At 61.2% G+C, this 24,771-nt stretch carries 16 protein-coding genes; 11 read left to right on the forward strand and 5 right to left on the reverse strand.

Features of this window, described 5'->3' with window-relative positions; genetic code table 11:
- Window positions 1–57: 57 nt before the first annotated feature.
- The 7 genes from OJ996_RS04875 (at window position 58) to OJ996_RS04905 (ending at window position 12,216) form a co-directional block, all read left to right on the forward strand.
- On the forward strand, window positions 58–1,122 hold the full coding sequence (locus OJ996_RS04875; RefSeq protein ID WP_264511775.1) for a ribonuclease D: 1,065 nt from the start codon (window positions 58–60) through the stop codon (window positions 1,120–1,122).
- Between the two features lie 134 nt (window positions 1,123–1,256).
- Window positions 1,257–3,800, forward strand: a complete 2,544-nt coding sequence (gene gyrB / locus OJ996_RS04880) for a DNA topoisomerase (ATP-hydrolyzing) subunit B (RefSeq protein ID WP_264511777.1) — start codon at window positions 1,257–1,259, stop codon at window positions 3,798–3,800.
- 42 nt (window positions 3,801–3,842) lie between these two features.
- Window positions 3,843–4,223 carry a four helix bundle protein gene (locus tag OJ996_RS04885; RefSeq protein WP_264511779.1) on the forward strand — a complete coding sequence of 127 codons (381 nt, stop codon included), beginning with the start codon at window positions 3,843–3,845 and terminating at the stop codon, window positions 4,221–4,223.
- Between the two features lie 24 nt (window positions 4,224–4,247).
- Window positions 4,248–6,866, forward strand: a complete 2,619-nt coding sequence (gene gyrA / locus OJ996_RS04890; protein WP_264511781.1) for a DNA gyrase subunit A — start codon at window positions 4,248–4,250, stop codon at window positions 6,864–6,866.
- A 59-nt stretch (window positions 6,867–6,925) separates the two neighbouring features.
- Window positions 6,926–9,208, forward strand: a complete 2,283-nt coding sequence (locus OJ996_RS04895; protein ID WP_264511783.1) for a DUF6288 domain-containing protein — start codon at window positions 6,926–6,928, stop codon at window positions 9,206–9,208.
- An 18-nt stretch (window positions 9,209–9,226) separates the two neighbouring features.
- Window positions 9,227–11,287, forward strand: coding sequence for a hypothetical protein (locus OJ996_RS04900; RefSeq protein ID WP_264511785.1), 2,061 nt, complete (start codon window positions 9,227–9,229; stop codon window positions 11,285–11,287).
- A gap of 62 nt (window positions 11,288–11,349) precedes the next feature.
- Window positions 11,350–12,216, forward strand: a complete 867-nt coding sequence (locus OJ996_RS04905) for a hypothetical protein (protein ID WP_264511787.1) — start codon at window positions 11,350–11,352, stop codon at window positions 12,214–12,216.
- Window positions 12,217–12,229: 13 nt separating this feature from the next.
- Here OJ996_RS04905 and OJ996_RS04910 read toward each other — a convergent pair whose 3' ends face one another.
- Window positions 12,230–12,583 (reverse strand): hypothetical protein, encoded by a 354-nt coding sequence (locus OJ996_RS04910; RefSeq protein WP_264511789.1) that lies wholly within the window; start codon window positions 12,581–12,583, stop codon window positions 12,230–12,232.
- A gap of 182 nt (window positions 12,584–12,765) precedes the next feature.
- On the opposite strand from OJ996_RS04910, the gene OJ996_RS04915 reads away from it, so the two are divergent.
- The gene (locus tag OJ996_RS04915; protein WP_264511791.1) at window positions 12,766–14,109 is read left to right on the forward strand and encodes a C39 family peptidase; all 1,344 of its coding nucleotides are present in this window, start codon (window positions 12,766–12,768) and stop codon (window positions 14,107–14,109) included.
- A gap of 61 nt (window positions 14,110–14,170) precedes the next feature.
- Here the strand turns inward: OJ996_RS04915 and OJ996_RS04920 are convergent, their stop codons facing one another.
- Window positions 14,171–16,642 carry a M16 family metallopeptidase gene (locus OJ996_RS04920; RefSeq protein WP_264511793.1) on the reverse strand — a complete coding sequence of 824 codons (2,472 nt, stop codon included), beginning with the start codon at window positions 16,640–16,642 and terminating at the stop codon, window positions 14,171–14,173.
- 120 nt (window positions 16,643–16,762) lie between these two features.
- Between OJ996_RS04920 and OJ996_RS04925 the strand changes: the two genes are divergently transcribed.
- Entirely contained in the window at window positions 16,763–17,215 is a 453-nt protein-coding gene (locus tag OJ996_RS04925) for a hypothetical protein (protein ID WP_264511795.1), read from the forward strand.
- A 78-nt stretch (window positions 17,216–17,293) separates the two neighbouring features.
- Entirely contained in the window at window positions 17,294–18,385 is a 1,092-nt protein-coding gene (locus OJ996_RS04930) for a YifB family Mg chelatase-like AAA ATPase (protein ID WP_264511797.1), read from the forward strand.
- Window positions 18,386–18,482: 97 nt separating this feature from the next.
- On the opposite strand, the gene OJ996_RS04935 is transcribed toward OJ996_RS04930, so the two are convergent.
- Entirely contained in the window at window positions 18,483–20,018 is a 1,536-nt protein-coding gene (locus OJ996_RS04935; protein ID WP_264511799.1) for a glycosyltransferase, read from the reverse strand.
- A 352-nt stretch (window positions 20,019–20,370) separates the two neighbouring features.
- On the opposite strand from OJ996_RS04935, the gene OJ996_RS04940 reads away from it, so the two are divergent.
- Complete coding sequence (locus OJ996_RS04940; protein WP_264511801.1) at window positions 20,371–20,919, forward strand: glycosyltransferase family protein; 549 nt, start codon at window positions 20,371–20,373, stop codon at window positions 20,917–20,919.
- Between the two features lie 12 nt (window positions 20,920–20,931).
- On the opposite strand, the gene OJ996_RS04945 is transcribed toward OJ996_RS04940, so the two are convergent.
- Together OJ996_RS04945 and OJ996_RS04950 are read right to left on the reverse strand one after the other, a co-directional pair.
- Entirely contained in the window at window positions 20,932–23,670 is a 2,739-nt protein-coding gene (locus OJ996_RS04945) for a class I SAM-dependent methyltransferase (RefSeq protein WP_264511803.1), read from the reverse strand.
- Between the two features lie 64 nt (window positions 23,671–23,734).
- Window positions 23,735–24,421: a hypothetical protein gene (locus OJ996_RS04950; protein WP_264511805.1), complete on the reverse strand. Its 687-nt coding sequence runs from the start codon at window positions 24,419–24,421 to the stop codon at window positions 23,735–23,737.
- Window positions 24,422–24,771: the final 350 nt, after the last annotated feature.

Raw genomic sequence — 24,771 nt, forward strand, 5'->3', positions numbered from 1 at the left:
GAGTCCGCGATCAGGGCTCCGGAGCTTTCCCTTTCGCCTGAAGGCTTCCCCCGGGTCATGTCATCCCAATCATTGGTCAGCGATTCCCAAGAACTCGTTTCTCTGCTTTCCCGGCCTCCCGCCGGTGCTGTTTGTGCCATCGACACGGAGGCGGATAGCTTGCACCGCTATCGGGAATCTCTCTGCCTCGTTCAGTATTCTTGTGCGGGCGATGACGCGCTGATCGACCCGCTTTCCATCGACGATCTCTCGCCGCTTGGCGACTTCCTAGGAGCCCGCACCGTGTGGATGCATGGGGCGGATTACGACATGACCATGCTGCGGCGGAGCTTCGCGAGCCTCCCACCGGTGGTTTACGATACGCAGATCGGTGCCCGCCTGTTGGGCGTGCGCCGTTTCGGTTTGGCGGACCTGGTCGAGCTGTATTTTGGAGTGGTGCTGTCGAAATCGTCTCAGAAAGCGGATTGGGGCAAGCGCCCGCTGTCCGCCAAGATGATGGAGTATGCGCTTAACGACGTTCGCTATCTGCTTCCGATGGGAGAGAAGATTAGCGAAGAGCTGAAGTCGAAGGGGCGTTTCGACTGGTTTGTCGAAAGCTGTGAGGCTGCCCGCCTGAAGGTATTGGAGCGTGACGAATCCCGTGGGGAGCCGTGGCGGATCCAAGGTTCCGGACGGCTTGATCGCTGTGGCCTGAATTTCCTGAAGGCGCTGTGGGAGTGGCGGGATGCGGAGGCTTCCGCGTGGGATCGCCCCTCCTTCATGGTGATCACCAATCGCCAGTTGATCGATTGGAGCTTGGCACTGGCGGCAGGGAAGCGGATCGAGATCCCTCCCCACTATCGCCCCGACCGGCGCAAGCGCCTCACGGACGTGCTGGACGCAGCCCGGGCCGGGAAGCCGGAAGAATGGCCCGAGAAGCCGCGTGGCTTGCGCCGCCGCCGGGACTCCGACTTCGATGCCAAGGTGGCGCGCTTGATCTCCCTGCGCGACTCCAAGGCCGCGGAATTGGACATTGATTCCTCCTTGATCGTGCCGCGTTCGATCATCGAATCTATCGCCGACGGTGAGGTTCAACCTCCCGATGTTTTGCTCAAGTGGCAGCTTGCTTGCCTCGGGCTCTGAGATATGCGATTCGGTTAATTGCAATCGTTTGATTGTGAGTGAATTGCAAGAGAGGGTGGAAGACGGCGAATATGCCGCTTTTTCCACAATCGGCCTTGTCTAAAACGGATGTATTTCAGACCCTTCGCGGGTCCATGTCCGAAGAGCATCAAGAGCCTGAAAAGGCCGATACCAACGTCAGTGGCGAGCAGGCATACGATGCCGCCCAGATCGACAAACTCGAAGGCTTGGAGGCTGTCCGCAAGCGGCCCGGGATGTATATCGGGGATCCGGACGAACGCGGCCTGCACCACTGCGTTTTCGAGGTTCTGGATAACTCGATCGACGAGCATCTGGCCGGCTACTGCGACCGGATCAAGGTGTCCATCCACGTGGACGGATCCATCTCGGTGTCGGACAACGGACGCGGCATCCCGGTGGATATTCACCCCAAGTTCGGGATCCCCGCAGTCGAACTGGTGCTCACCAATCTCCATGCCGGCGGCAAGTTCGGACAGGGTGCCTACAAGTATTCCGGCGGTTTGCACGGGGTCGGCGCGAAGTGCGTCAATGCCCTTTCGGATTGGTTCAAGGCCGAGGTTTACCGGAACGGAAACTTGTATGCGATCGCCTTCGAGCGCGGCCGTACTACCCAGCCCTTGCATGTGGTCGGGGAAGTCGACGCGAAGCGCACCGGTACGACCATCACCTTCTTCCCGGATGCGACCATTTTCGTCGACACGATCGAATTCAAGTTCGACCGCCTCTCGACTCGTCTGAAGGAATTGGCCTTCCTCAATCCGGGTCTGACGATTGATCTCGAAGACGAGCGGCCCGAGTCCGCCCGTAAGACGAGCTTCTTCTATGCGAAGGGGATCGTGGAGTTCGTCACGGAACTCGGGAGCACGAAGACCCTCGTCCATGACGACCCCGTGGTTCTCGGCGGCAAACGTCAGATCGAAATCGATTACGATGGCAAGCAGTCGCAGGAAGACGTCTTCGCGGACGTGGTTTTCCAGTACAACGACTCCTACAACGACCAGATCCTCTGCTTCGCGAACTCGATCCCGAATGCCGACGGAGGAACTCACCTGACCGGTTTCCGCACCGCGCTCACCCGCGGCATCAATCAGTATGCCAAGGCGAACAAGATCCTGAAGGAGAAGGACAACGCCCTGACAGGCGACGATGTCCGGGAAGGTCTCGTCTGCGTGATTTCGGTGAAGATGCCCAGCCCCCGCTTCTCCTCGCAGACGAAGGGCAAGCTGGTGAACTCGGAGATCGAAGGCGTGGTTTCCTCCATCGTTTACGAGGGCCTCGTTCAATACTTCGAGGAGAACCCTGCGATCGCCAAGCGCATCATCGAGAAGTCGCTGAACGCCGCCCGTGCCCGCGAAGCCGCACGCAAGGCCCGCGAAACCGTCCGCAAGTCGGCCCTCTCTGGCGGCGGTCTGCCCGGCAAGCTGGCAGACTGCTCCGAACGCGATCCGGCGAAGTCCGAACTCTACATTGTCGAGGGTGACTCCGCAGGCGGCTCCGCCAAGCAGGGGCGCGATCGGCGCACCCAGGCGATCCTCCCGCTGCGCGGCAAGCTGATCAATGTCGAGAAGGCCCGCCTTCATCGCGCCCTGCAGAACAAGGAAATCCAGAACCTGATCACCGCCATCGGTGCCGGTATCGGCGATGGCGAGCAGGAAGGCTCCTTCGCGATCGAGAAGGTCCGCTATCACAAGGTGGTGATCATGACCGATGCCGACGTCGACGGCTCTCACATCCGCACCCTCCTGTTGACTTTCTTCTGCCGCCACATGCCCGAACTGGTGAAGCGCGGCTTCCTCTACATCGCCCAGCCGCCGCTCTACCTCGTCACCCGCAAGAAGCGGTCCGAGTACGTGCAGGATAACGACCAGCTCAACAGGATCCTCATCGATCTCGGGGCCAGCGAGGTGGAACTCCGCACGCACGATCAATCCCGCAGCTTCACGGCGGATGAGTTGAAGGTGATCCTGGAAAATCTCTCCTCGCTCTCCCGCTACTCGAACTCGATCGAAGGGAACGGCGGCAACTTCAAGAACTACCTCGCGGCCCGCCGTGACGGACATCTCCCGGAATACATGGTACGCGTCCGCATCGGCAACGATGAGAACGTGCTCTACTTCGCCGATGAGGAGTCGCTTCGCGCCTATTCTTCGGAGAACCGCGACCTGCGCCTCTTCGACGAGCAGCTGAGCAGCGAGGAACTTGCCAGCCATGCCGGCCCATCGCGCCGGGCGAATCTCCACGAGCTGCACGAGTCCCACGCCATCGCGAAGATCTTCTCGCGCTTGAACGAAAGCGGTATCGATACCAACCACTTCTTCGACGAGGACAAACCGCTGTTCGAGCTGCTCGAAGGCGACGGCGAAAAGCAGAAATCACATCCGGTCTTCTCCATCCCGGAAGTACTGGTACGCGTCTTGGAAATCGCCAGCCGCGGTGTCCAGATCAAGCGATTCAAGGGTCTTGGTGAAATGAACGCCAAGCAGCTCTTCGAGACCACCATGGACCCCGAGAAACGCCAGTTCCTCCGCGTCCGTCTCGACGAGGACAACGCGGTGCAAGCAGACAAGATGTTCGACGTCCTGATGGGCGACATTGTCGAGCCGCGCAAGCGGTTCATCGAGGACAACGCACTGAATGTCCGTAACCTCGACGTCTGAAATTTGCCATTGGTCAGTGGTCAATTGTCATCGGTGGAGAATATGAATGCTTCGATCAACGATCTCGAAATCTACCGCGAGTCAATGAGTCTCGCGGAGGTGATTTGGGATTCAGTTGGATCCTGGCCTCTGTTCGCGAAGGATACCCTCGGTAAGCAGATTGTGAGATCTGCAGACTCGATCGCCGCAAATCTTGCCGAAGGTTATGGCCGCTATCATTTCAAAGAGAACCAGAAGTTCTGCTATTATTCCCGCGGTTCTTTGCAAGAAACCCAAACATGGATCGAGAAGGCCGTTAGACGCAATCTCATTCCCGATGAAGCGGGTCGTGCCCTCTATCGAGAGTTCGATTTACTGAAGAAGCGACTCAACGCCTACATCCGCTCAATTGGCCCGGTCGAGTCTGACACGAGTGACCGCTGACCATTGACCACTGACTTTTTCCGCATGTCTCAGGATTCCATCAAGCCCATCAACGTCGCCGAGGAACTCTCGAACTCCTTCCTGGAGTACTCGATGTCCGTGATTATCTCGCGGGCCCTTCCCGATGTCCGCGACGGCCTCAAGCCATCCCAGCGCCGCGTCCTTTACGCCATGCGCCAGCTCGGCGTGACGCCGGGCAAGGCCCACGTGAAGTGCGCCAAGATCGTCGGCGAGACGATGGGTAACTATCACCCGCACGGCGACCAATCGATCTACTCCACGCTGGTGAACATGGGCCAGCCTTGGTCGATGCGCGAGATGCTCGTGGATGGCCAGGGTAACTTCGGCTCGGTGGAAGGCGATGCCGCCGCATCCATGCGATACACCGAGGCCCGTCTTCATCCCCTCGGGATGGCGATGATGGAGGACCTCGACAAGGACACCGTCGACTTCCAGCCGAACTACGATGGCTCGCAGGAGGAGCCCTCCGTGCTGCCTTCCGCTTTTCCGAACTTCCTGGTCAACGGCGGCACCGGCATTGCGGTCGGTATGGCCACGAACCTTGCCCCGCACAACCTGGGCGAGGTGATCGAGGGCATCTGCGCCCAGATCGATAATCCGGACATCACCCTGCCGGAGCTGATGGGCTATATCAAAGGGCCGGACTTTCCCGTTTCCTGCGAGATCCGCGGTATTCGTGGTATCGAAGAATATTTCCGCACCGGTCGCGGCTCGATGCGTCTTCGCGGCAAGGTCGAGATCGAGGAGAACGAAGGTGGCAAGTCTCTGATCGTCATTCGTGAAGTGCCTTACGGCGTGAACCGCGCGGTGCTGCAGGAGCGCATCGCGGAGCTGGTGAACGAGAAGACGCTCACCGGCATCTCCGGCATGCGCGACCTCTCCGACGAGGAGACCCGCATCGAGATCGAGCTGAAGCGCGATGCCCGCCCTCAGGTGGTGATCGCCCAACTCTTCAAGCTCACCGCGCTGGAGACCTCCTTCAGCGTGAACATGCTGGCGATTCACAAGAACCGCCCGAAGCAGCTTTCGCTGAAGGAAGCGATCGATGCCTACATCGAGCACCGCCGGGAAGTCGTCATCCGCCGCACGCGATATCTGCTCGGCAAGGCGGAGGAGCGGGCCGAGCTGCTCGAGGCATTCCTGCTCGCCTTGGGTCACCTCGATGACTTCATCAAGATCATCCGCGATTCGAAGAATCGCGATGAAGCCCGCGAACGACTCGCGGCCTATCAGTTCAGCACGGCCACGGCCGAGGGGCTAGGAATCCTGATCCGCTCGCAGCCCGCGGTTCAGGGGGATCGCTACGTCTTCAGCGAGCGCCAGGTGAATGCCATCTTGGAACTCCGCCTCTATCAGCTCACCGGCTTGGAGCGCGACAAGGTCAAGGGTGAGTACGACGAGGTGCTCGCGACCATCAAGGACTTGCTCGATATCCTCGCCCGCGAGGAGCGCGTGCTCACCATCATCAAGGACGAGCTCCGTGCGATCGGTGAGAAGTACGCCACTCCTCGTAGATGCCCGATCTTGGCGGAAGCCGGTGAGATCGCGATGGAAGAGCTCATCGCGAACGATGCCATGATCGTTACCCTCTCGCATCGCGGCTACATCAAGCGCACCGCCGCTTCCGAGTACCGCCTGCAGGGACGCGGCGGCAAGGGCCTGAAGGGCATGGAGACCCGTGCCACCGGAAAGGACGAGCCCGACGACTTCATCGAGCATCTCTTTAGCGTTCAGGCGCACGACTACCTGCTGTTCTTCACGAATACCGGGCGCGTGTATGTCGAGCGGGTCTATGATCTTCCGGAAGGCTCCCGCACCGCGATGGGCCGCAGCATCAAAAACGTGCTCGACCTCAAGCCGGAAGAGAAGATCGCGGCCCTGCTCCGTCTGGAGCGCGCCACGGATGAGAATGGCAACGACGTCACTTTCCGCGAGGATGCCGGCTTTGTCTTCTTTGCGACCCGTAGCGGGAAGGTGAAGAAGACCGCTCTCAACGACTTCCGCAACTACCGCAAGGCAGGCCTTACCGCCATCATCCTGGAGGAGAACAACGAGCTCATTGGTGTCCGCCTTACCTCGGGATCGGATGAGATCGTCCTCGTCACCCACGAAGGCTTGAGCCTGCGTTTCCACGAGGACGATACCCGCTCGATGGGCCGGGCCTCGGCCGGCGTGATGGGCATCCGCCCGGTCGAGGGTGACTTCGTGGTCGGCCTCGCCCTCGTGACCCAAGGCTCCACGCTGCTGGTGGCTTCCGAGAACGGTCTCGGCAAGCGCACCTCATTCGAAGAGTACCGCAAGCAGACCCGCGGTGGTAAGGGCATCATCACCATGAAGGTGACTGACAAGACCGGCCCCGTGGTGGGCGCTGTCACGGTCACCGACGCGGATGAATTGATGCTCATGACCTCCACGGGTCAGAGCATCCGCATCCGGGTCAACGAGATCCGCGAAACCGGCCGCAATGCTCAAGGGGTTAAGTTGCTCACCTTGAAGGAGGGAGAGGCCCTTCAGGACATTGCGTTGGTGATCCCCGATGGCGAAGATGCCCCGGGCGAGGGATCGGAAGGGACTGAAGATGCCACTCTGGAAGAGACGGATTCTCCAACCTCAGACGAGTGATTCCGTCTTTTTAAGACTGGAAATAGAAACAAAAGCGAGCCTTGATGCGTTTCTGCATCATGCGCTCGCCCCGTTGTCTCCTTTTCCTGCCGCTTTTGACGGCCCCGCTACCCGGCGCGCCGGTTGAAACGGCTCCTTTCGAGTCCTCTTCTTCTTGGGCTCTCCCCGGAGGGGAGAAGGGCGTGCTACTGGAAAAGGACAAGAGCACGGCGGTTTCCGTGAGGGTCCCGCAGCTCACCGACAAGGAGAAGGAAGTCGGTGGCAAATGGCATGGCGTCCTTTCGGTGGATGTGTACGGGACCTTGGATGGAGGGAAGGGGAGCATCGAACTGGAAGCTCTGGATCCGCCGAGTGGCGAGGTTTTCGCGAAGGTCAGCGCGACCGCGAATGGCCCGGCGCCTCGGGCTGCGTGGGGGGTGATATCCTCCTCGGAGCAGCAGGGAGCGGAGGCGGAGCGTGCCTTCGATGGCGATCCGAATACCGATTGGCACACCCGCCACGGCAAGGAACAGCCTGCGCCGCCTCACTGGATCGGGCTCGAGTTTGCCAGCCCGCAGCGGCTGGAAGGCCTCCGCTACATTCCTCGTCTCGGCGGCTACGCCAATGGTGTCGCCAAGAACTACCGCCTCGAGATCCGCAAGGACGGCTCGGAATGGGAAACGGTAGCGAAGGGCGTGACCGGCAAGGATGTGTCGGATTCCCGGCTCCCGCTCCTGATCAATCTCCCTGCTCCCCAAGAGGTGAGCGCCTTCCGCTTCGTGATCGAGAGCGATTGGAGCGGCGGCGGCTTCGGCACTGCCGGAGAGCTGGTTCCGCTGGGCATCAGCCTGGAAAAGAAGTCGCTGCCGGTGGCGGCATCATCCCGTGCATGGTTGGAGATTCCGGACCAGTTGATGGGGCTGCTGCCCGGCAAGACCTTCGGTCTGCGCGTGCGGGCAGGGGAGGGTAGGGCCGTGGTCATCGGTAGCCCCCGCTTCAGCCGCGTGCACGAGAAGCCCGGTGACAAGCTCTTCGGTCGCTCGAACGGAGGCAGCGGTCCGGATCTGTTAGGGGCCGGCTTGCTCGGCTTCGATGCGCTCACCGAGCACCAGCAATCCGTGCTCACCATCATGTCGGTGCGCGGCGGCAGCCCGGCCTCGAAAGCCAAGCTTAAGGAGGGTGATGTGATCCTCTCCGCAGGGGAGATGCCTCTGCCTGTCAATGATCTCAATCCCGGCTGGGAGTGGTTCCAGCGTAGTCATGAGGCCACCTTGGGTCGCAGATCGGAGGCGGCCCTGAAGGCTGGCTTGAGGGTGCTCCCGCTCACGGTGCTCCGCGAGGGCCTGCCGGTGACGGTGAATGTGGAGCTGCCTCGCAGCCGCTCCTTCACCACCATGAATCCCGCGAACGATCCGGAGGCGGCGGCGATGCTGAAGGACATGATCGGCTTCCTTGAGGAATCGCAGAAGGAGGATGGTTCGTGGTCGGGAGATATCATCCGCACAACCTTCTCCTCACTCGCTCTGCTGGCGACAGGTGAGAAGAAGTATCGCAGCCGCGTGAAGAAGGCGGTGGAATGGTCGCTCGAGAAGTATCCGAAACCCGATGCCTATGGAAACCTCGGCTTCTGGGCCGGCGCCTATGCCGGGATTCTTTACAGCGAGTGGCATCTGCTTACCGGCGACAAGCAGGTGCTGCCACACCTCGAGGCCCTGCGTGATTGGGCGGTGAAGGGGAAGCATAACTCGGTGTGGAATGTTCCGGCGCTCGGTCATGGTCCGAGCGGCCTGCCTTACGAGAACAAGGCTCTGGTTGCACCTGCGGTGCATCTGCTGGTTTATGAATCGCTCGCCAAGCGCTGCGGGATGAAGTCGGGCATCTGGGAGATGATCATGCCCTACATGGAGATGGCTTGGTCGGATCCGAAAGAAGGCGGCCATGGCTCGCTCGGCTACAATCGCTCCTACAAGGACAAGGAAGAGTTCTGGTCACGCAGCGGCATGTTCGCCATGGCGGCGCATCTCCGCGGTGAGCGGCCGGACATGAGCAGCGCGATGATCGGCTTCATGGAGAAGAATCATCCGTGGATCCGCAATAGCCATGCCTATGGCGAGCCCGGCGGCTCATGGGGCCTCCTCGGCCTGAATCTCCTGAAGCCCGAGGCCTATGCCAGCGTGATGAAGGACTACGCATGGTGGTTCTCCTTGGCATGGGAGCCGGGCTACGGCCTGCACTTCACCCAGCCCCACATGGGCGCTCCCTATATGGGTGAGGAAGACCTGATCAATGCCACCTATGCTCTGGTCCTTCAGGCGCCGAAGCGAAACCTGCATCTGACCGGCGCGCACTTCAGCGGCCGCTGAACCCGAACCCTCCTCGTGATGATTCATCGCATCGCCCCGCTTCTCCTGTTCGTCCAGCCCCTTGCGGCCATCTCCCTGCCGGAGAATGAAGCCGCGCTCGAGGTCACTGCCGAAGATGTCGCCACCCGCCGCCAATGGGCCCTTGCCGAGCTCGAGCGGGTCTTGGGTGAACGCGAGTGGAAGAACCTGACCAACGGCCCCCGCTCGACCTTCTTCCGGGAGATGCAGGGCAAGCTCTTGGATGAGTTGATGTTCTCCGGCCCCTTGCCGGATGAGCCCGCCAAGATGATGCGGATCGCCGAAGCGCTGTGGAAAGAGTTCCGCGGCGACTTCTCGGACCGGCGGGAGCTCACCACGGCTGCGGCTGTCGCGCTGATGTATGCGCGGGAGAAATGGCCGGAGGATCAAGCCTCATCCCGCTACCGCTATTTCCGCGACTCGCGGAAGGCCGGGAAGCTGCATCCGGTTTTCGATACGCTGGAGACATGGGAAAAGCGCTTCGTCGTTTCCGCCGGCGGCAATGGCGGCTGGGCTGGCGATGAAGGCTGGGGAGAGCAATCGATGACTTGGCTGCGCGACAACGTGAAGCTGCCGGTGAAGGACTACACCGGCGCTTGTTGGCAGGCGCCTTATCGCTTGGAGAATGTCTTCGGGGATTCGATCCACGGGCCCAAGTATTATGCTCCCTTCAATCACATGATCCATGCGGAGCGGGTGCGGGAAGTTGGCGGCGTCTGCGGATCCTTGTCTCACTACGGTGCCACCGCCGCGCGTTCGAACGGCATCCCGGCGATCACCATGGGCGAGCCCGGCCATTGTGCCTATGCCGTGCGCACAGCACGCGGGGAATGGACGCCTGCCTATTCCCTGTCTTGGGAGCGCGGCCTTCATACCTCGCTGTGGGGACGCACATGGACCCAGCTCGTCCTGCAGGAAAAGGTGCTGGGCGAGAAGTACGCCACGGATCGTAGTTCGATCCACCTCTGGCAAGCCCGCGCCTTGAAGTCGAAGAATCCGGAGCTGGCGGAAAAGGCCTACAAGCAGGCCCTTGCCGCACAGCCGCTGGGTCAGCCGGCTTGGATCGAGTACGTCACTTGGCTCCGTGATTCCCGCAAGCTGGACGCACTGCACTGGAAGAAGGTTCACGACGAGGCGTTGGCTGCGCTCGCCGCCTACCCGGAAGCCGCTTGGGAAGTGATCCTCGCGGTGCAGTCCACGATGATGAAGGACGTGCCTCCTGACGAGCGAATGCCCTTCCTGCTGGCTTTCCACAATGTGATCGCCAGCCAGAAGGGGCCGGTCATGTGGGATCTACCGAAGGCCCTCGACGAACAGGTCAAGCTCTTGGGCAATCCGGCGCTCGAGCTCGAGTTCTTCGAGCAGGTGGTCACCCTTGAAGCGAAGTCCGAAAGCTGGCTCGCCCCCGTGGTGGCATGGGGGAGTGAACGCTTTGGCAAGGGCGGCAATACCACTTGGTTCGAGGCGCTTGGACGCGGCCTCGCCACCGGCTCCGGCGGTGCCGCCGGTGAATCCACCCGCAAGGCACTCCGCCCCGCCATCCTGGCCGCCGCCGCCACCGGCAATGTCGAAGCGTTCCAAGCACTCGCTAAGGTCGTCACCCCGACGGAGTTTCCGAAGCTGCCGCCCATGGAGCCCTTCGCGGGCGAGTTGCTGTCGTCAGGCGGTTTGCTCCAGCTTTCCACCACCTCCGGGTGGGACGCCCCGGAGAGCCACGCCGCAGTGCTTGAGGAAAAGGGCGGTCGCCTCCACACGGATTCGGAGCTTCATCCGCACGTCCTAGTCCGCTTGGCGAAGCTCGGCGAGCTTTCGGGCATCGTGGTGGCCGATGCCTCCACCGGCTACAATGCCAGCCGTATCGTGCCGGTGAAGATCTCGGTCTCGGAAGATGGACAGAGCTGGCAGGAAGTCTTCCGCAGCGAGAAACCCGGCGGGCCATGGAGAGTGCCACTCGATGGTAAGGCCGCACGCGTCGGCTGGGTGAAGGTCGAGCGTGATGACGAACGCAAGGAGGTCTTCCACCTCTCCGCGATTCACGTCTACGGAAGGAGACTGCAGTGATGAGAACTCAAACTTTGGTGTCGCGTTTACCACTAGGCGCATCGTACTTTGCGGCTATCCTCTTGGCTTCGTTCTCGTCGGCGGTTGCCGCCGAGCGCGTGGGCGATTTCAAGGCCGCACTGGAGAGGGCGAAGACCGGCGGTCAGGATATCGCCGTCCTGTTTCATGGTTCCGATTGGTGCCTTGCGGGGAAGAAGTATGCGGACCATTGGCTCGCCGATGCCTTCCCGAAGGCGGCGGGTGATGACCTGCTGGTGATGGATATCGACCGTAAGGAGGACCCGGGCGCGGCGGACGAGGCCTTGGCCAAGATCAACGAGGCCTGTCCCGTGACACCGCGGAGCCTGCCTGCCATTGCTCTCTTCGACCGTGAGGGGCGCTTGGTCGCCTTGCGTGAAGGTGCTCCCGAACTCGATCCCTTGGGCAAACCCGAGCAAGCAATCCAACGCGCCGTGGAAGTCCGGAAGAAGCGCGACGAGCTCTGGAAGCGGGCCGAGGGCCAGCGTGGCCCTCAGAAGGCCGGCATGCTGGCAGGCGGATTGGATCTGCTCGGCTTGGGGACCGGCCCGAAGGAAGCCTACAAGCCGGTGGTCGAAGAGATGCGGAAGGCCGACCCGGAAGATCGCTCGGGCGTCGTGGCCCGCTACACCTTTCCCGGACGCAAACTTCTTGATATGGCCGTCTCGAAGGGGAAGGACGGCAAGTTTGCCGAAGCGGACGAGGAAATCGGAGGATGGCTGAAGAAGCCCCGCCTGACCAAGGCCCAGCAGCAGGAGGCCCTTGCAGCCCGCTTCGCCCTGTATCAACGCTGGCCGGAGAAGAAATCGGACCTGCCTGCCCTTTTGAAGGAGATCAGCCGCCTCGATCCGAAGTCGGACTTGGGCGTGGCGGCGGATTCCTACCTGCCCCTCCTCTCGAAAGAGAAGTGAGGCGGGCTGCCATTCATGGGTAAAGGCGCTTCTCCAACTTCTTCAGGAAGCGCTCCTCCGCCATCGAGATCCCATCGGAGCCAAGGATCTTGTACAGCCAGGTGAGCGCCGGGGCGGCAGTGCCGTCGCTCACAATCAGATCCGCGTGGCTGCGGACGAAGGCATCGATCTTAAGCTCGTCCCCCGCAGCCTCGCGCGCTTTGGCAAAGGCTTGGAAAATGAAGATTTCGCGCGGGAGATCCGCCTCCCAGCCCAAGGCGTCGAGCGCGTTGGTCAACACTTCGTCCTCGGCCAGCGACAGGTGATTGTCGAGATAGAGGGACAGGAACAGGAGCTCGATCAGCGATTGCCGGGAATTTTGCGTCATGGGTAAGCCTCTTTTTTGAAGCAGGGCACTAACAGTCCGTCCGGAAATGACAATCCGATTCAGTCCGCAGCGTAGCGGGCGTTTTGCATCCGTGGATTCTGCGGAATTTCTTAATCACTTCAAATAAACTTCCGATAAGTTCGATTGGACATATCGACTCCGTTTTTTTAATAACACACCTGATGAAAGCCCTAGTAGCCCTTACCGCTGCTCTTCTCGTTATCCCGAGCCTCGCGGCCGAGGAGGATGAGAAGAAGGAAAAGGTTTCCCTCGATGAAATGCTTTTCGACGAATCCTTCTGGGGCAAGTCCCTGGAAGATATCAAAGGTCCCGAGCCTGAGAAGGATGCCGATAAGGAGAAGCTCCGCGAGGAACTCAAGAAGAAGGGCATCGAGATGGGCAAGGGCCGGGTGGAAGGTTTTGCATGGCTTTCCGGAGCAAAGGATGGCCTGCGCGCCAGCCCGAAACAATTCAAGCTGCTTGGCAAAGATGTGGGCGAGGTCGTGATCCGCGCCCGTGAAGGCAAGCCGATCGAAGCAACGGTTTCGGTCTTCAATCGTGGCGACGACGGTGAGATTCCGTTCTCCGCTTTCGACACGCGGATGAAGGAGTGGAAGGCCCTGCTGGATGAGAAAACGGGTGCCCGCTCCGAAGAACGCACCGGCAAGGGTGCCGTGGCACTGCAAGGCTGGATGTGGAAGAAGGGCGATACCGCCTTCCTGCTGGAAGGCAGCGTGAACCGCTCCGAGAAGCGCGCCGAATTCATCCGTTTGCGCTTCGCATCCGTCGCCGCAGCCAAGAATGCGCCTACCAAGATGGCCCGCCGCGGAACCTTCGCGGATAACGTGAAAAAAGACGACAAGGGCTTCACCTACGTGGAAGGCATCCCGATGGTGGATCAGGGTGAGAAGGGCTACTGCGTGGTGGCCTCGATCGAGCGCGTGGCACGCTACTTCGGTGCTGAAATGGACCAGCACGAAATGGCCCAGCTCGCGAATACCGGCGATCACGGCACCAGCGGTGACGACATGGAGAAGGCTTTCAAGCGCGTCACCGGCAAGATTCACCTCCGCACTCTCCCGCTGGTCGAATACGACAACCGCAAGATTGAGCGCGATCTCCGCAGCTACAACAGCGCGGCGAAGAAGGCCGGTGTGAAAACCTTCGATATCGATACGGACTATTACTACGTCGATCCACGCCAGTTCTGGTTCAACGCGCACAAGGAGACCTTCCGCGACATGAAGCGCACGCAGCCCGGCTACGCGCTCTTCAGCCGCAAGATCAAGGAATACGTCGACCAAGGCATCCCGCTTTGCTGGACCCTCTATCTCGGCATGTTCAAGGAGGAAGGCCTTCCGCAGACCTATGGCGGTCACATGCGCCTCATCTTCGGCTACAATCCCGCCACCGAGGAGCTCTACTACACCGACTCGTGGGGCGAAGGCCACGAGAAGAAGAAGATGCGCATGGACGAGGCCTACTGCATGACCATGGCGCTCTACTCGATGGTGCCGAACAAGTAATTGTCCAATCCCGATCTTTCGCTATGCGCCGCCTCCGACCATCGGGGGCGGCGTTTTGCGTTCAATGTGTCGCTTCCCGTGGCAGGACGCGCACCACGACAGGAGTGCTGCCCAGCAGCGAGCCCGCCGCTGCTTTCACTTCACCGGGTGTGAGCGCTTGGAAGATCCCGGCGAGTTCGCGGTGATGCGTCACTCCGAGTCCGAAGAGAACGTCGATGGCGGAGAGTCGGGCGATGGATGCGGGCGACTGCATCCCGATGGCCAGGCTGGAGAGCACCGTCGCACGCACGCGCTCGAAGGCTTCCTCCGGAATGCCCTGCTCGGCGATCTTGGCGATCTCCGAAGAAAGCTCCCGCTGGGCCAGATCCACCTGCGAAGGATCGGTCGCCATGTAGAAGCCGAAGAAGCCGGTATCGTGGCCATGGAACTGGGTCGCGCCGACTTGGTAGGCCAAGCCGAGATCCTCGCGGATCCGGGTGAAGAGCGGGCCGGCCATGTCGGAGCACCACTCCTGGATCATCCGTAGCGCGAAGCGCTCCGGTGCCAGCGCCGAGCAGCCAGGATAGGCGAGGGTCAGGACCGCCTGCTTCTTCGGCAGGAAGGCTTCGATTTCGAAATCTCCGGTCGTCGCGACGGCCGGTGGGATCCATGGCGTGCCTTCCGGAAGCCGTCCGATCCCTTCGGCCAAAACCTCGCGGGCGTGACCGGGATCGAAGTCTCCAGCCAAGGCGAGCACGAGATTGCTGCCTTGGAAGTGACGGGAGTGATGGGCGGAGAGCGCAAAGCGATCGAGCTTCGTGAGGGATTCCTCGCTGCCCAAGCTGGGCAGTCCATAACCGCTGCCATCGAAGAGATGATGACGAGCGAGGCGGAACGCGGTGGAAAGCGGATCTTCCAAGGACTCGCGGAGCGATGCCATCTGGCTGGCTTTTTCGCGCTGGATCGAATCGCCATGGAAGGCGGGCTCGGCTAGCACTTCCGAGAAGAGCGGCAGCAGGGTGGAGAGGTCCGGCGAGAGGCCGGACAACTGGGCCAGCAAGGCATTGTTGCCGGAGGCCGCACCGAGCGTTGCTCCGTGAGATTCGAGCAGTCCCGCCAGCTCCGCCGCGCTACGGCGGATGGTACCCTGAGGCAGGGTCGATGCCAGTAGGGTGTTCAGCCCGGCGTTCTCAGGGATCTCTGAAACCAAGCCAGCTCTCACGGCCACCTGCGCGGCGAAGACCGGCACACGGTGGTCCGGCAGCAGTGCGATGACGGCTCCGTTCGGGAGCGTGACGCACTCGGGTTCGGGGCGCTGGCGGACATTCGGACGCAGCGAGGCCGAAGGGGGAGCATCCTCGGGATCGAGGGTCGTGAGCGTGAGCTGATCTTCGGTCAGTCTTGCCATCGCCCGGCGCACATCGGCCGCAGTGGTGGCGTTCAGCGCTGCCAGATAGCGACGGGTAAAGTCGAGATCTCGCGCCTCGTGCCAGTTCGAGGCCAGGTCGGTTGCCCGGCCGGACACGCTGGTCAGGGTTTTGAACTGGCTCGCGGCGATCTGGCGTCGCGCCTTGGCCAGTTCGTCATCCAGCACGCTCGAAGGAAAGTCGGCCAGCTCCCGCAGGATGGCGCCGACCAGTTCGTCGCGCTTCTCCGGCTCGACCTCGGCAGAAACGGCGAAGAGTCCGTCGCGGCCCGCCTGGCTCCATGACCAGGCCGAGATCTCGAGTGCCAGTTCGCGCTCTTCGCGAAGGCGGCGGTAGAGCCGTGCCGAGCGGCCGCGGCCTAGCACTGCGGCTGCTAGGTCGTAGGCCGGCACATCGGGATGGCCCAGCGGTGGGATTTTCCACGCGAGGCTGATCCGGCTGGCGGGCACGGCGAAGCTTGCCCGCCCGCGGCGCGGTCCGAGCTGGACCCCGTCCTGCGGTACCACCGGCTCCGCGCCTGTGCCACGCGCGAACTTGCCGAAGAGCGCTTGGATGGACTCCCGCATCACCTCGGCGTCAAAGTCGCCGGCTATGCACAGGCAGCAACGGTCGGGGGTGTAGCGGCTGCGGTGATAGCCGGTCAGATCCTCGTAACGGATCGCATCGAAGAGCGCGCGGTGCCCGATCACCGGGTGACGCCGCGGGTCTGCCGCGAAGGCGGTGGAGAACATCAGGCGGCTGGCCACGTCGTCCGGGTCATCCAAGCCCATGTCGATCTCGCGGCGGATCACATCCTTCTCCTTCTCGAACTCCTCTTCCGGGATCGCCGGTGCGAAAACCATCGCGGCCAGCACCTTCAGGAAGGTTTCCAAGCCGCTGGCCGGACCATCGATGTAGTAAACCGTGCGATCGAAGGTGGTGTAGGCATTCCAGTGCCCCCCCGCGGCCTGCACCACGGTGGCCAGCTCGTCCGCGCCGAACTCGCCACCGCCCTTGAAAACCATGTGCTCCAGGAAGTGGGAAACCCCGGAGCCAAGGATCGCACCCTCGTGCAGGCTCCCGGTCTCCACCCACAGCTGGGCGCTCACCACCGGCACCGCCGGATCCGGATCCAGAATGAGCGTCAATCCGTTGGGTAAATTTTCCAGTGTGGCGGCAGTAGCGGGGTAATCCATGAATTTCCGGCTTGGAGCGACAGAAATGGAGGATACACCGGGGACATGCAACGGTGGATCGTCCTAGCGGCTGTGGTTCTTGTCCTTTTGGGGGGATTGGGGATCTTCGGCATCTGGAAGATCAAGCAGCAGCACCCCGATTTCAGCTACATTCCGCTCGGATTCAGCGAGAACTCCACGGAGGAGCAGCGCGAGGCCAGCGTGAAGGAGATGCAGGAGCGTCTGCTCACCGACACCGTCCTCACCAGTGTGGTCCGCGACTGCGGAATCGTCTCCAAATGGGGACTTCCTTCGGAATCCGCGGCCGTGGCCGAGTTGCGCAAGCGGGTGATTCTTCGCTCCGGCACCGACCAGATCAACGGCGTCTACACCGATACCCTGCAGATTGGGTTCAAAGGTGTCGTCGCGGAACACCAAGATCTCGAAGCCTTGGCGAAGCGCTTGATGGATGACGTGATCCGCTTGATCAAGCCGACCGAAACGCAGGAGAAAACGACGACCCCGGCCCCAGCCAACAGCTTCTAGGCGAGGAGACTGGAGTTCTTCGGCGGAGTTTCCGTCTTGTCAGGGGGGTAAGCGTTCGTGCAGCTTGGAGCTGTTCACATGATTACCCGTCTCTATTCCGCCGCCCTGCGGGGAGTTGATGCCCTCGAGGTCGAGGTGGAGGTCAGCGTCCGTGGCTCGGAGAAGCCTCTAGTGATCGTGGTCGGCCTCCCCGACGCCGCCGTGCGCGAGTCCTCGCAACGGGTAATCTCCGCGATCAGCGCCTCGGCTCTCTATCTTGCCGATGGCACGAAGACGGTGAATCTGGCGCCGGCCGATCTGAAGAAGGAGGGGCCTTCTTTCGATCTGCCGATCGCGCTGGCCATGGCCTCGGCCAGCGAGAACGTGCCCTTGGCGGCGGATGACTGCTGCATCGTCGGTGAGCTAGCTTTGGATGGTGCCGTGAGACCGGTGAAGGGAGCCCTTGCCATCGCTTTGGAAGCGAAGGCTCGCGGCCGCACGCGCGTGCTGGTTCCGGAGGCCAATGCCGCGGAGGCGGCGATCGTGGAAGGGGTCCAGGTTTTCGGTATCCGCAACTTGCACCAAGCGTGGCGCTTCCTTCGTGCGGAGGAAGAGATCCAGCCCTTCCAGATGGATCGCCGCGCTTTCTTTGATTCTCATCGCAGCTACGAGGTGGACTTCGACGAGGTGAAGGGCCAACACCACGTGAAGCGCGCCTTGGAGATCGCGGCGGCGGGCAATCACAACATGCTCATGGTCGGGCCGCCTGGCACCGGCAAATCCATGCTGGCGAAGCGGATGGCCACGATCATGCCCGACATGACCGAGGACGAGGCGATCGAGACGACGAAGATCCACTCGGTGACCGGGATGCTCGATGCGAAGCGCGCTTTCCTCACCACCCGGCCTTTCCGTTCGCCACACCATACCATCTCGGACGCCGGTCTGTTAGGCGGCGGCTCGAATCCCGGGCCGGGAGAAGTCTCGCTCGCCCACCATGGCGTCTTGTTTCTCGATGAGCTTCCGGAGTTCCGCCGCAGTACCTTGGAGGTGATGCGCCAGCCTTTGGAGGATGGCAACGTGACGATCTCCCGCGCTGCGGGCTCGCTGACCTTTCCGGCGCGTTTCCTTTTGGTTTGTGCGCTGAACCCCTGTCCGCAGGGATTTCCTTTGGGGGGACAGGCAGAATGAAGAAAGCGGGGCGTTCCGGAAGGCCCCAATAAGGGTTACTGCCTGACGGGACGTGACGATGGCATTTGAGTGGCTCCGGCTCGGTTGTGACGTGATTTCAGCGTCGGAGAACCTCCCCGGCGGCAAGTTCATGGACTACCAAACCCGCGTCAGGAAATCCGGTGGGACTCTGGCTCACTGCAATGAAGGCCTCAGGTGCCCAGTCGAACCAGTCAAGATAGATTGCGCCATGGCCTTCGTCCCGCCACTCGCCGAATGAGCCATGATTCTTCTTACGGAAATACCCGCCTTCGTAGAATTCCAGATCGTCCCGCCAGTCGTGATGGGCTGCGCGTGCCGTCCACAGCGGGTCATCGTAAAGGAATGTATGGATCGCTTTTAACCGTTGGGTTTCGCTGAAACACGCCGATGCCAGGTCGTTGTTTTGATCCGGGATCAACTGCGCGTCAGGTCTGAGGCGATGGGTGGCTTTCCAGCGGATGCCCGCCTCTTTGAATAACGGCAAGATATCGGATAGGGGACCGCTGAAACCCCGTTGGGCGAGTATGACGGCAGCACGGCGTGACAATAGGAACCCGGCCCGCAGGCAAGGCCTGCCCTTGGTAAGCAGGGAGGGACTTCCCACCAGGCCGAAGTCCGGATCCGCAAGCTCCTCAAGTCGTTCGGGAACGAGATAAGTTTCCTCGCTACAGATAAAAATCCATCCCGCTTCGGGATGACGGTGCCGCAGCTCGAGGACAGATGTCGGCAAGAGGCCGGCCACGGACTTGTCGTCCGGATTCCCGGACTCATCATCCGCTCCTTCGCCCGCCTCGGCGCAGAAAGTGTAGGTAATCTCCGGGGGAAGCTCCAAGGTCCAAGTCTCACGTGCAACGGCGCGGAGGAGCCGGCTCCCGGGCGTGCCCAAGACCGCCACATGGATCTTTGCCGGGTTGTGCTTCTCCGGCTTGGCTGAAGGGGAAGGTTGCGGAGGCACGGAGTTACGCTGGACGCTCCACGAGTTGCACCAGAAGGTGATGGCACCGGCCCGCGGGAAAAGCTCGAGGATGGCTTCCGGAGGCATCCGCGCGAGCTGGCGTTTCCGATCATGATCCCAATGCGCCAAGGGGTAAACCCGCGGTGAGGGGAGCAAGGCCGCATGCCGGTCGTTCTCGTAGCCATAGTCGGTCAGGAACTCCGGGCCCGTCGCCTTCAGGACATCACCCTCTTCCGCGCGCTTCATCAGGGCGGCCTCGATTCCATCGAAGAACTTCAGTCCGGGTGATGGTGCCCACATGAAAGCGTTGCCCCAGAAACCGTCTCCCTGATCGGCACAATGGAACAACCCGCTAGAAGGCAACCAGCAATCAAGAGCCATCAGGCATGCGAAGTCCAGGTCCGCGTAAAGTCCTCCGACCCTTTTGAGCACGAGATAGCGCCACGCATCAACCCGCATGATGGCCTTGGGGTAGGAGCACCAGACCGGAAAGAATGCGGGGAATTCCCGCGCCACGAACGCGGCCATTCTCTCGTCGGTCCAGTATTCATAGCGCCATGAAGGATTGAGCCGCTTCCACGATTCGATCCAGTCAGTCCGGAACGGCGGGTCCGGCGGAGAAGCGGACGTCCACGTCTGATGAATGATCCGGACCATGGTCCGGAAAGAGCCCTCTTGTGGAGGCTTGGGAAAATGCTCGATCTCCATCCGTGCTTTCGGGTTTGAGGAACCATCCGGCGAGAACTAGACGGAATGGGATGCCTACCTGCCGCCGATGGTGAAGATGAAACAAGAATTGCTCCGGGCTGAAAGGATGGCGACCTTATTCCGAGGGGGGAGAGATAAGTCGACGGAGACAAGGAGGCCTGGACTTGTCATGGCCGTGAAACCGTGAAGGTTTCAGGAAATGCACCGCGATCTTTCCTTTGTAACCGCTAGCCACAGATCCGAGGTGCTGGAGGAAAACCTGCTCCGGTCAGCCGTTTTGCAAAAGTATCCGCTGAAGGTCATGAGGGACTATGACAACGTGATGCGCGCCTACAACGAGGCGGGGACTGCCCCCGGCATCACCGTGTATGTCCACCACGACGTCTTCCTGCCGGAGTCCTTCGAAGCCGGGCTGCTGAACTCGTTGGAATCGCTCGGGCGGATCGATCCGGACTGGGCGGTAGCCGGGGTCGCGGGGATGCAAGTCAATGGCGGCAGGCCCACGTTTGTTGCCCATGTGCGGGACCGGGGCCGGGACTTGGGATCTCCCATCAGCTCGCCGCATGAAGTTCAGACTTTGGATGAACTCATTCTGGTGGTCAACGGGCCGGCTGTTTTCGACGAGTCCATCCCCGGCAATCACTTTTATGGGTGTGACATCTGCATGCAGGGAATGCTGGCGGGCAGGAGATCGTATGTGGTGGAGGCCTATTGCCACCACAACTCCGGCCTCAACCTGGAGAACATCCTGCCTGCGGATTTCTGGCCGGCCCGGGAATATATCGCTTCGAACTACCGGGACTGTCTGCCCATTCACACCACCTGCACCTCCATCCCGGCGACCGGCTGAAGTCTCCGGGTGTCATGCCATGAGGGGCATGGCCTGCCGGACGAAGTCGCGCGCCTTTCCGGGACTCATCAGATTGAGAAGTTTCTCGCGGTTTTCCTGGAAGTAAGGCCATTCGAGGGCGGAATCTGAAGGATGAGCGAGTGTCGGCGTGCGTGGCCCGTCCGGAATCAGGATCCCGACCCCGTAGTCGGCGTCCACCACGATAGCCGAAACGTCGGGGAACCGGGCGCGTATTCTAACCCAAGCTTTCCAACAATCTCCCGTCCACTCGGTTTGGCTTCTGGGAACCCTCTGCATCGCCTCGCTTTGCGGATTCATGTCGTGGCACACGATCATCCCTCCCTTGTTCAGGCATCGAAGGGAGTTGTTGATGTCCTTTTCCACCTGTTCGGCTTCGTGGAGCCCGTCGATGAAGATGAGATCGTAGGTGGACCGATTGGTTCTGAAAAACTCGTCGGAACTCGAACTCACCGAGGGGGTCGCGATCGGATAGCGGCCTGTGACGGGGTCCACGCTGCATTTGCTGCCGCATTTGATGCGGGCGAAATTCAAGCCGTCGCCGAGACCGATCTCAAGGTAGCTGGCATAACCGGCAGTTTCAATGAGGTCGTTGAGAATCGTGGTCCGATGATCCCAGTAGCGCTTGCCGGAAGATCCTACGGACTCCTCGGCAATCGGCGATGCCGCCACGGGATCATCAAGTTCTTTGCGAGTCGTAGCGATGGCCCAGCAGGAATGGGCTCCCCAATGTGCGCCTTCCGTGACATGGCACCTCAGACGATGGGTACCCGGCGCGAGGTTGAATTCCTGCGTTCGCGAGCAGGGAGAGCGGAGTGCTCCGACGTCTTCTCCATTTTTCTCGAACTGAACGGTCCAGGAGCCCCGTTCCGAGGTTCCGGCCATGAACCCGAAGATCGAGACGGGGTGCCGCACCTCAAGGATGATCTCGCAGGGAGCATGGGCGGAGAGAAGCACATCGTAACTCCAGGCGGGATCGACCGTAACCCGGCTTCTCATCCATCCGTGGAATCCGTTCGTGGTGATGAATCCCGCGGCGACTTTCGAAGAGATGATCCGGAATTCCCGGAAGTTACTGTCTCCGGAATCGTGGAAGTAGATGTCCTCCGGACCGGTGCAGGCGATCCAGCGCTCGGCCTCGTAGCGGTTCTGAAGATCGAAATCGGCCAATCTGGGGAGACCCCGGACGTAATCGGAGCGGGCCCACCAGAAATTTCCCGGGACGTGCCAGCGGGGGTCCGGATTGGCGAACCCCCCGGCCGCGACATAACCTTGTTCCAGCTTCGCGCGGGCGAGCCGGTGCTTGAAGATGACGAAGTCCTCCATTCGCGACCGCCACGAATGCTGGTTGTCCCGGAGGTTTACCGATCCTTTGGTGTGGAGATACCACACGTCGCCCTCGAACCCGTCGCAAAAGTTTTGAAGGGCGATCAGGGTCGGGAACTCGAAGGCTCCAAGATCCTTGTCGTCGTAGAGGATCTCGATCTTGTCCGAAAAAGACTCGACCTCGGCCGCTGTCGTACGCCCGGCACCCACGAGGCCGACATGGATCTTCGTCGTTTCATCCAAGAGCCCTGATTGCCGGAGCTTGCGGAGTTGGGATGTTAGAATTTCTCTCCAATGATTGACGGCGGCGACGTGAATGAAACCCGCGACCCTCCTTCCAGTAGCGGGGATGCGGTGCGCTGGAAGGGGGCGGCGCATTCCGGGAGCGTCCGTCCTCCAAGCGCCGGCCCCGCCCTTCTGTCCGCCTTCACTGCCCGATGAAACCACCCCTTCATCGGCAAACGTTGAAACGTGAAGATGCAGCGAGGAGATCTCGTTGCTGTAGTCCTCGCCGACCATGGGCCGTCCCTCCATCGTGATCACCTCGCCTGACGATTGGATTTCGACGACGAAGGGTGGCTGGACGATCTGCCGGATGCCTCTCCCTGTGTCCGGGGCGCTTTCCGTCTCGATCTTGATGCCGCCGAATTCCTGATAAGGAAGGAGGAAATCCGGAAGAGATTGCGACCCTAGGGGATTGAGATAATCCCGGGTTTCGAGCAGGGCCACCCACGCGGCTTCATGGCCGTGTTTGCGAAGAACCAGTTCATGGAAACAGCCGGCCTCTTGAGGGTGGCAAAACACCATCGTCACGAAACCGGGATCGGGGTTGACTGTATGCCCTTCGCCAATGGGATCGGCTTCCGTCGCTAGAAAGACGTGATCGACCCCCAAACCGCGATGATGATCCAACCAGGCGTCCAGCAGGTCGGGGGGGACCGCCCCGTCCAGTCGTGCGCTGATCGCAACTCCGTAGGTCGGGCCGGCAGAGGAAGCTTCCGAAGCCAATGTTAGACCCCACACCGTGTGGCAGTCGCGTTCTCCGTCGATAGGTGCCGCCTCCAGAACGTGGCGGCCTGGAGACAGGGTGACCGCATTCGTCACATCGTAAGCTCCGAAAACCCTGTCCAGGGGAGTTCCGTCGATTTTCATGCAGACGCCGGCGCAGAACCTCGACGAGCCGTTGAGAAATCCCTGGAGATCCAAGGCTTCCGAGCATCTGATTTCGACCCGGGACGGAGCGTGGGCTCCCAAGGTCCAGCTGAAGGAACGGGAGTTGGTCACGGTGATCTCCTCGTGTCCCAGAACTCCGCCGAGCCCGATCCCGCCGATCTTGCAGTCGGCGCTCAGGATCCGGTAGGGCGCGCATGTCGCCCTCAGTTGCTGATTGAGTTTCTCGATATCCATGACGGTTAAAGGGGATGGTTCTACCTGCTGGATTGATCCGGGGGCGGCTGCGGGTGCCGGGAGTTCAAGCGGGGCTCTGGCAAAAGCGTTTGGGCGGGCTTGTCTCCGCCGGGGAACAGATGGCGGCATGAAGGTCGCAATCCTTGACCGGATGGCAGATCCCGTGGCGATGCTCCGCCTCGACGGGCGGCCGGAACCGAAAGTCCCCGAAGAGTCCCGAGGTCGAGCGGTCGGTGGCGAGGTCCATGATCCCGCCTTGCCCCCGGTAGGCGAGCGACGCGAAGAGCACTTCGAGGAACATGAAGCGGTGATGAATCTCCCGGTAGAGTAGAACCCGTTCCAAGAGCCAGGGGGAGAGGTAGCACAAAGGATTGAACGACCTCACGGGTCGGGCGAAGCACCCGGCCCGTCCGTGCCAGTGAGGCCATCCCGGATCTTCGTCATGGTGCCTAACATCGGTGGCAGCGAGATCCGGGGCCGCCAGCGCCACCCGGGCTGCAAGCCTACTCAGATGATCCGGCGGCCCGGCGACATCATCCTCGATGAACCAAACGCCCGAGGAAAAGTCCTGCTCCCGGGACAGGTGTCTGAAAGCCCGGTCCCAAGCCGTGATCTCGGGTCCGTCGTGAGCCCATTTGGCTAGCCCTCCGAAGCCGTCCATTTCCGTATCCGGAATCCACACCGCCTCGGATCCGGCAGGGCTGTCGCTGATGGTCTCGACCGCGCCTATACCGGCCAGAATCCCGCTCAAAGAACAAGTGGAAGGGCTCGGGGCCCGGCAGAGGACCAGAAACCGGTGGGTAAAAGCAGCCCCGGATGAGATACTGGCTCCGGATCTCCCTGCAGGATCCATCGTGGAAGGCCGCGGCAACGAGCTTGGCCGCGCTTCCGCGAATGATGGCACCGACTCCATTTTCAAGTAACTGGCAGAACCAAGATGCCTGATCAAGATCGAAGAGTCATGGCAAGCGGCGAGCGATGGCGTGAACCGAATGATGTGATAGTTAGGGTTCTGATGTTGGTCCCAATTCCAACGGGATGAAACAGATCGGAGGCGCAACGGATCATCGACAAATCATCAACGTCGCTCTATCGCTCAAG

This window comes from Luteolibacter rhizosphaerae (genome assembly GCF_025950095.1).
Taxonomy (GTDB): domain Bacteria; phylum Verrucomicrobiota; class Verrucomicrobiia; order Verrucomicrobiales; family Akkermansiaceae; genus Haloferula; species Haloferula rhizosphaerae.

Coding starts and splice junctions, on each gene's coding strand:
- OJ996_RS04895 (WP_264511783.1), top strand. CDS start 6,926: ATGCGCTCGCCCCGTTGTCTCCTTTTCCTGCCGCTTTTGACGGCCCCG.
- OJ996_RS04900 (WP_264511785.1), top strand. CDS start 9,227: ATGATTCATCGCATCGCCCCGCTTCTCCTGTTCGTCCAGCCCCTTGCG.
- OJ996_RS04935 (WP_264511799.1), bottom strand. CDS start 20,018: ATGGTCCGGATCATTCATCAGACGTGGACGTCCGCTTCTCCGCCGGAC.
- OJ996_RS04915 (WP_264511791.1), top strand. CDS start 12,766: ATGAAAGCCCTAGTAGCCCTTACCGCTGCTCTTCTCGTTATCCCGAGC.
- OJ996_RS04885 (WP_264511779.1), top strand. CDS start 3,843: ATGAATGCTTCGATCAACGATCTCGAAATCTACCGCGAGTCAATGAGT.
- OJ996_RS04940 (WP_264511801.1), top strand. CDS start 20,371: ATGAGGGACTATGACAACGTGATGCGCGCCTACAACGAGGCGGGGACT.
- gyrA (WP_264511781.1), top strand. CDS start 4,248: ATGTCTCAGGATTCCATCAAGCCCATCAACGTCGCCGAGGAACTCTCG.
- OJ996_RS04945 (WP_264511803.1), bottom strand. CDS start 23,670: ATGGATATCGAGAAACTCAATCAGCAACTGAGGGCGACATGCGCGCCC.
- OJ996_RS04930 (WP_264511797.1), top strand. CDS start 17,294: ATGATTACCCGTCTCTATTCCGCCGCCCTGCGGGGAGTTGATGCCCTC.
- OJ996_RS04910 (WP_264511789.1), bottom strand. CDS start 12,583: ATGACGCAAAATTCCCGGCAATCGCTGATCGAGCTCCTGTTCCTGTCC.
- OJ996_RS04875 (WP_264511775.1), top strand. CDS start 58: ATGTCATCCCAATCATTGGTCAGCGATTCCCAAGAACTCGTTTCTCTG.
- gyrB (WP_264511777.1), top strand. CDS start 1,257: ATGTCCGAAGAGCATCAAGAGCCTGAAAAGGCCGATACCAACGTCAGT.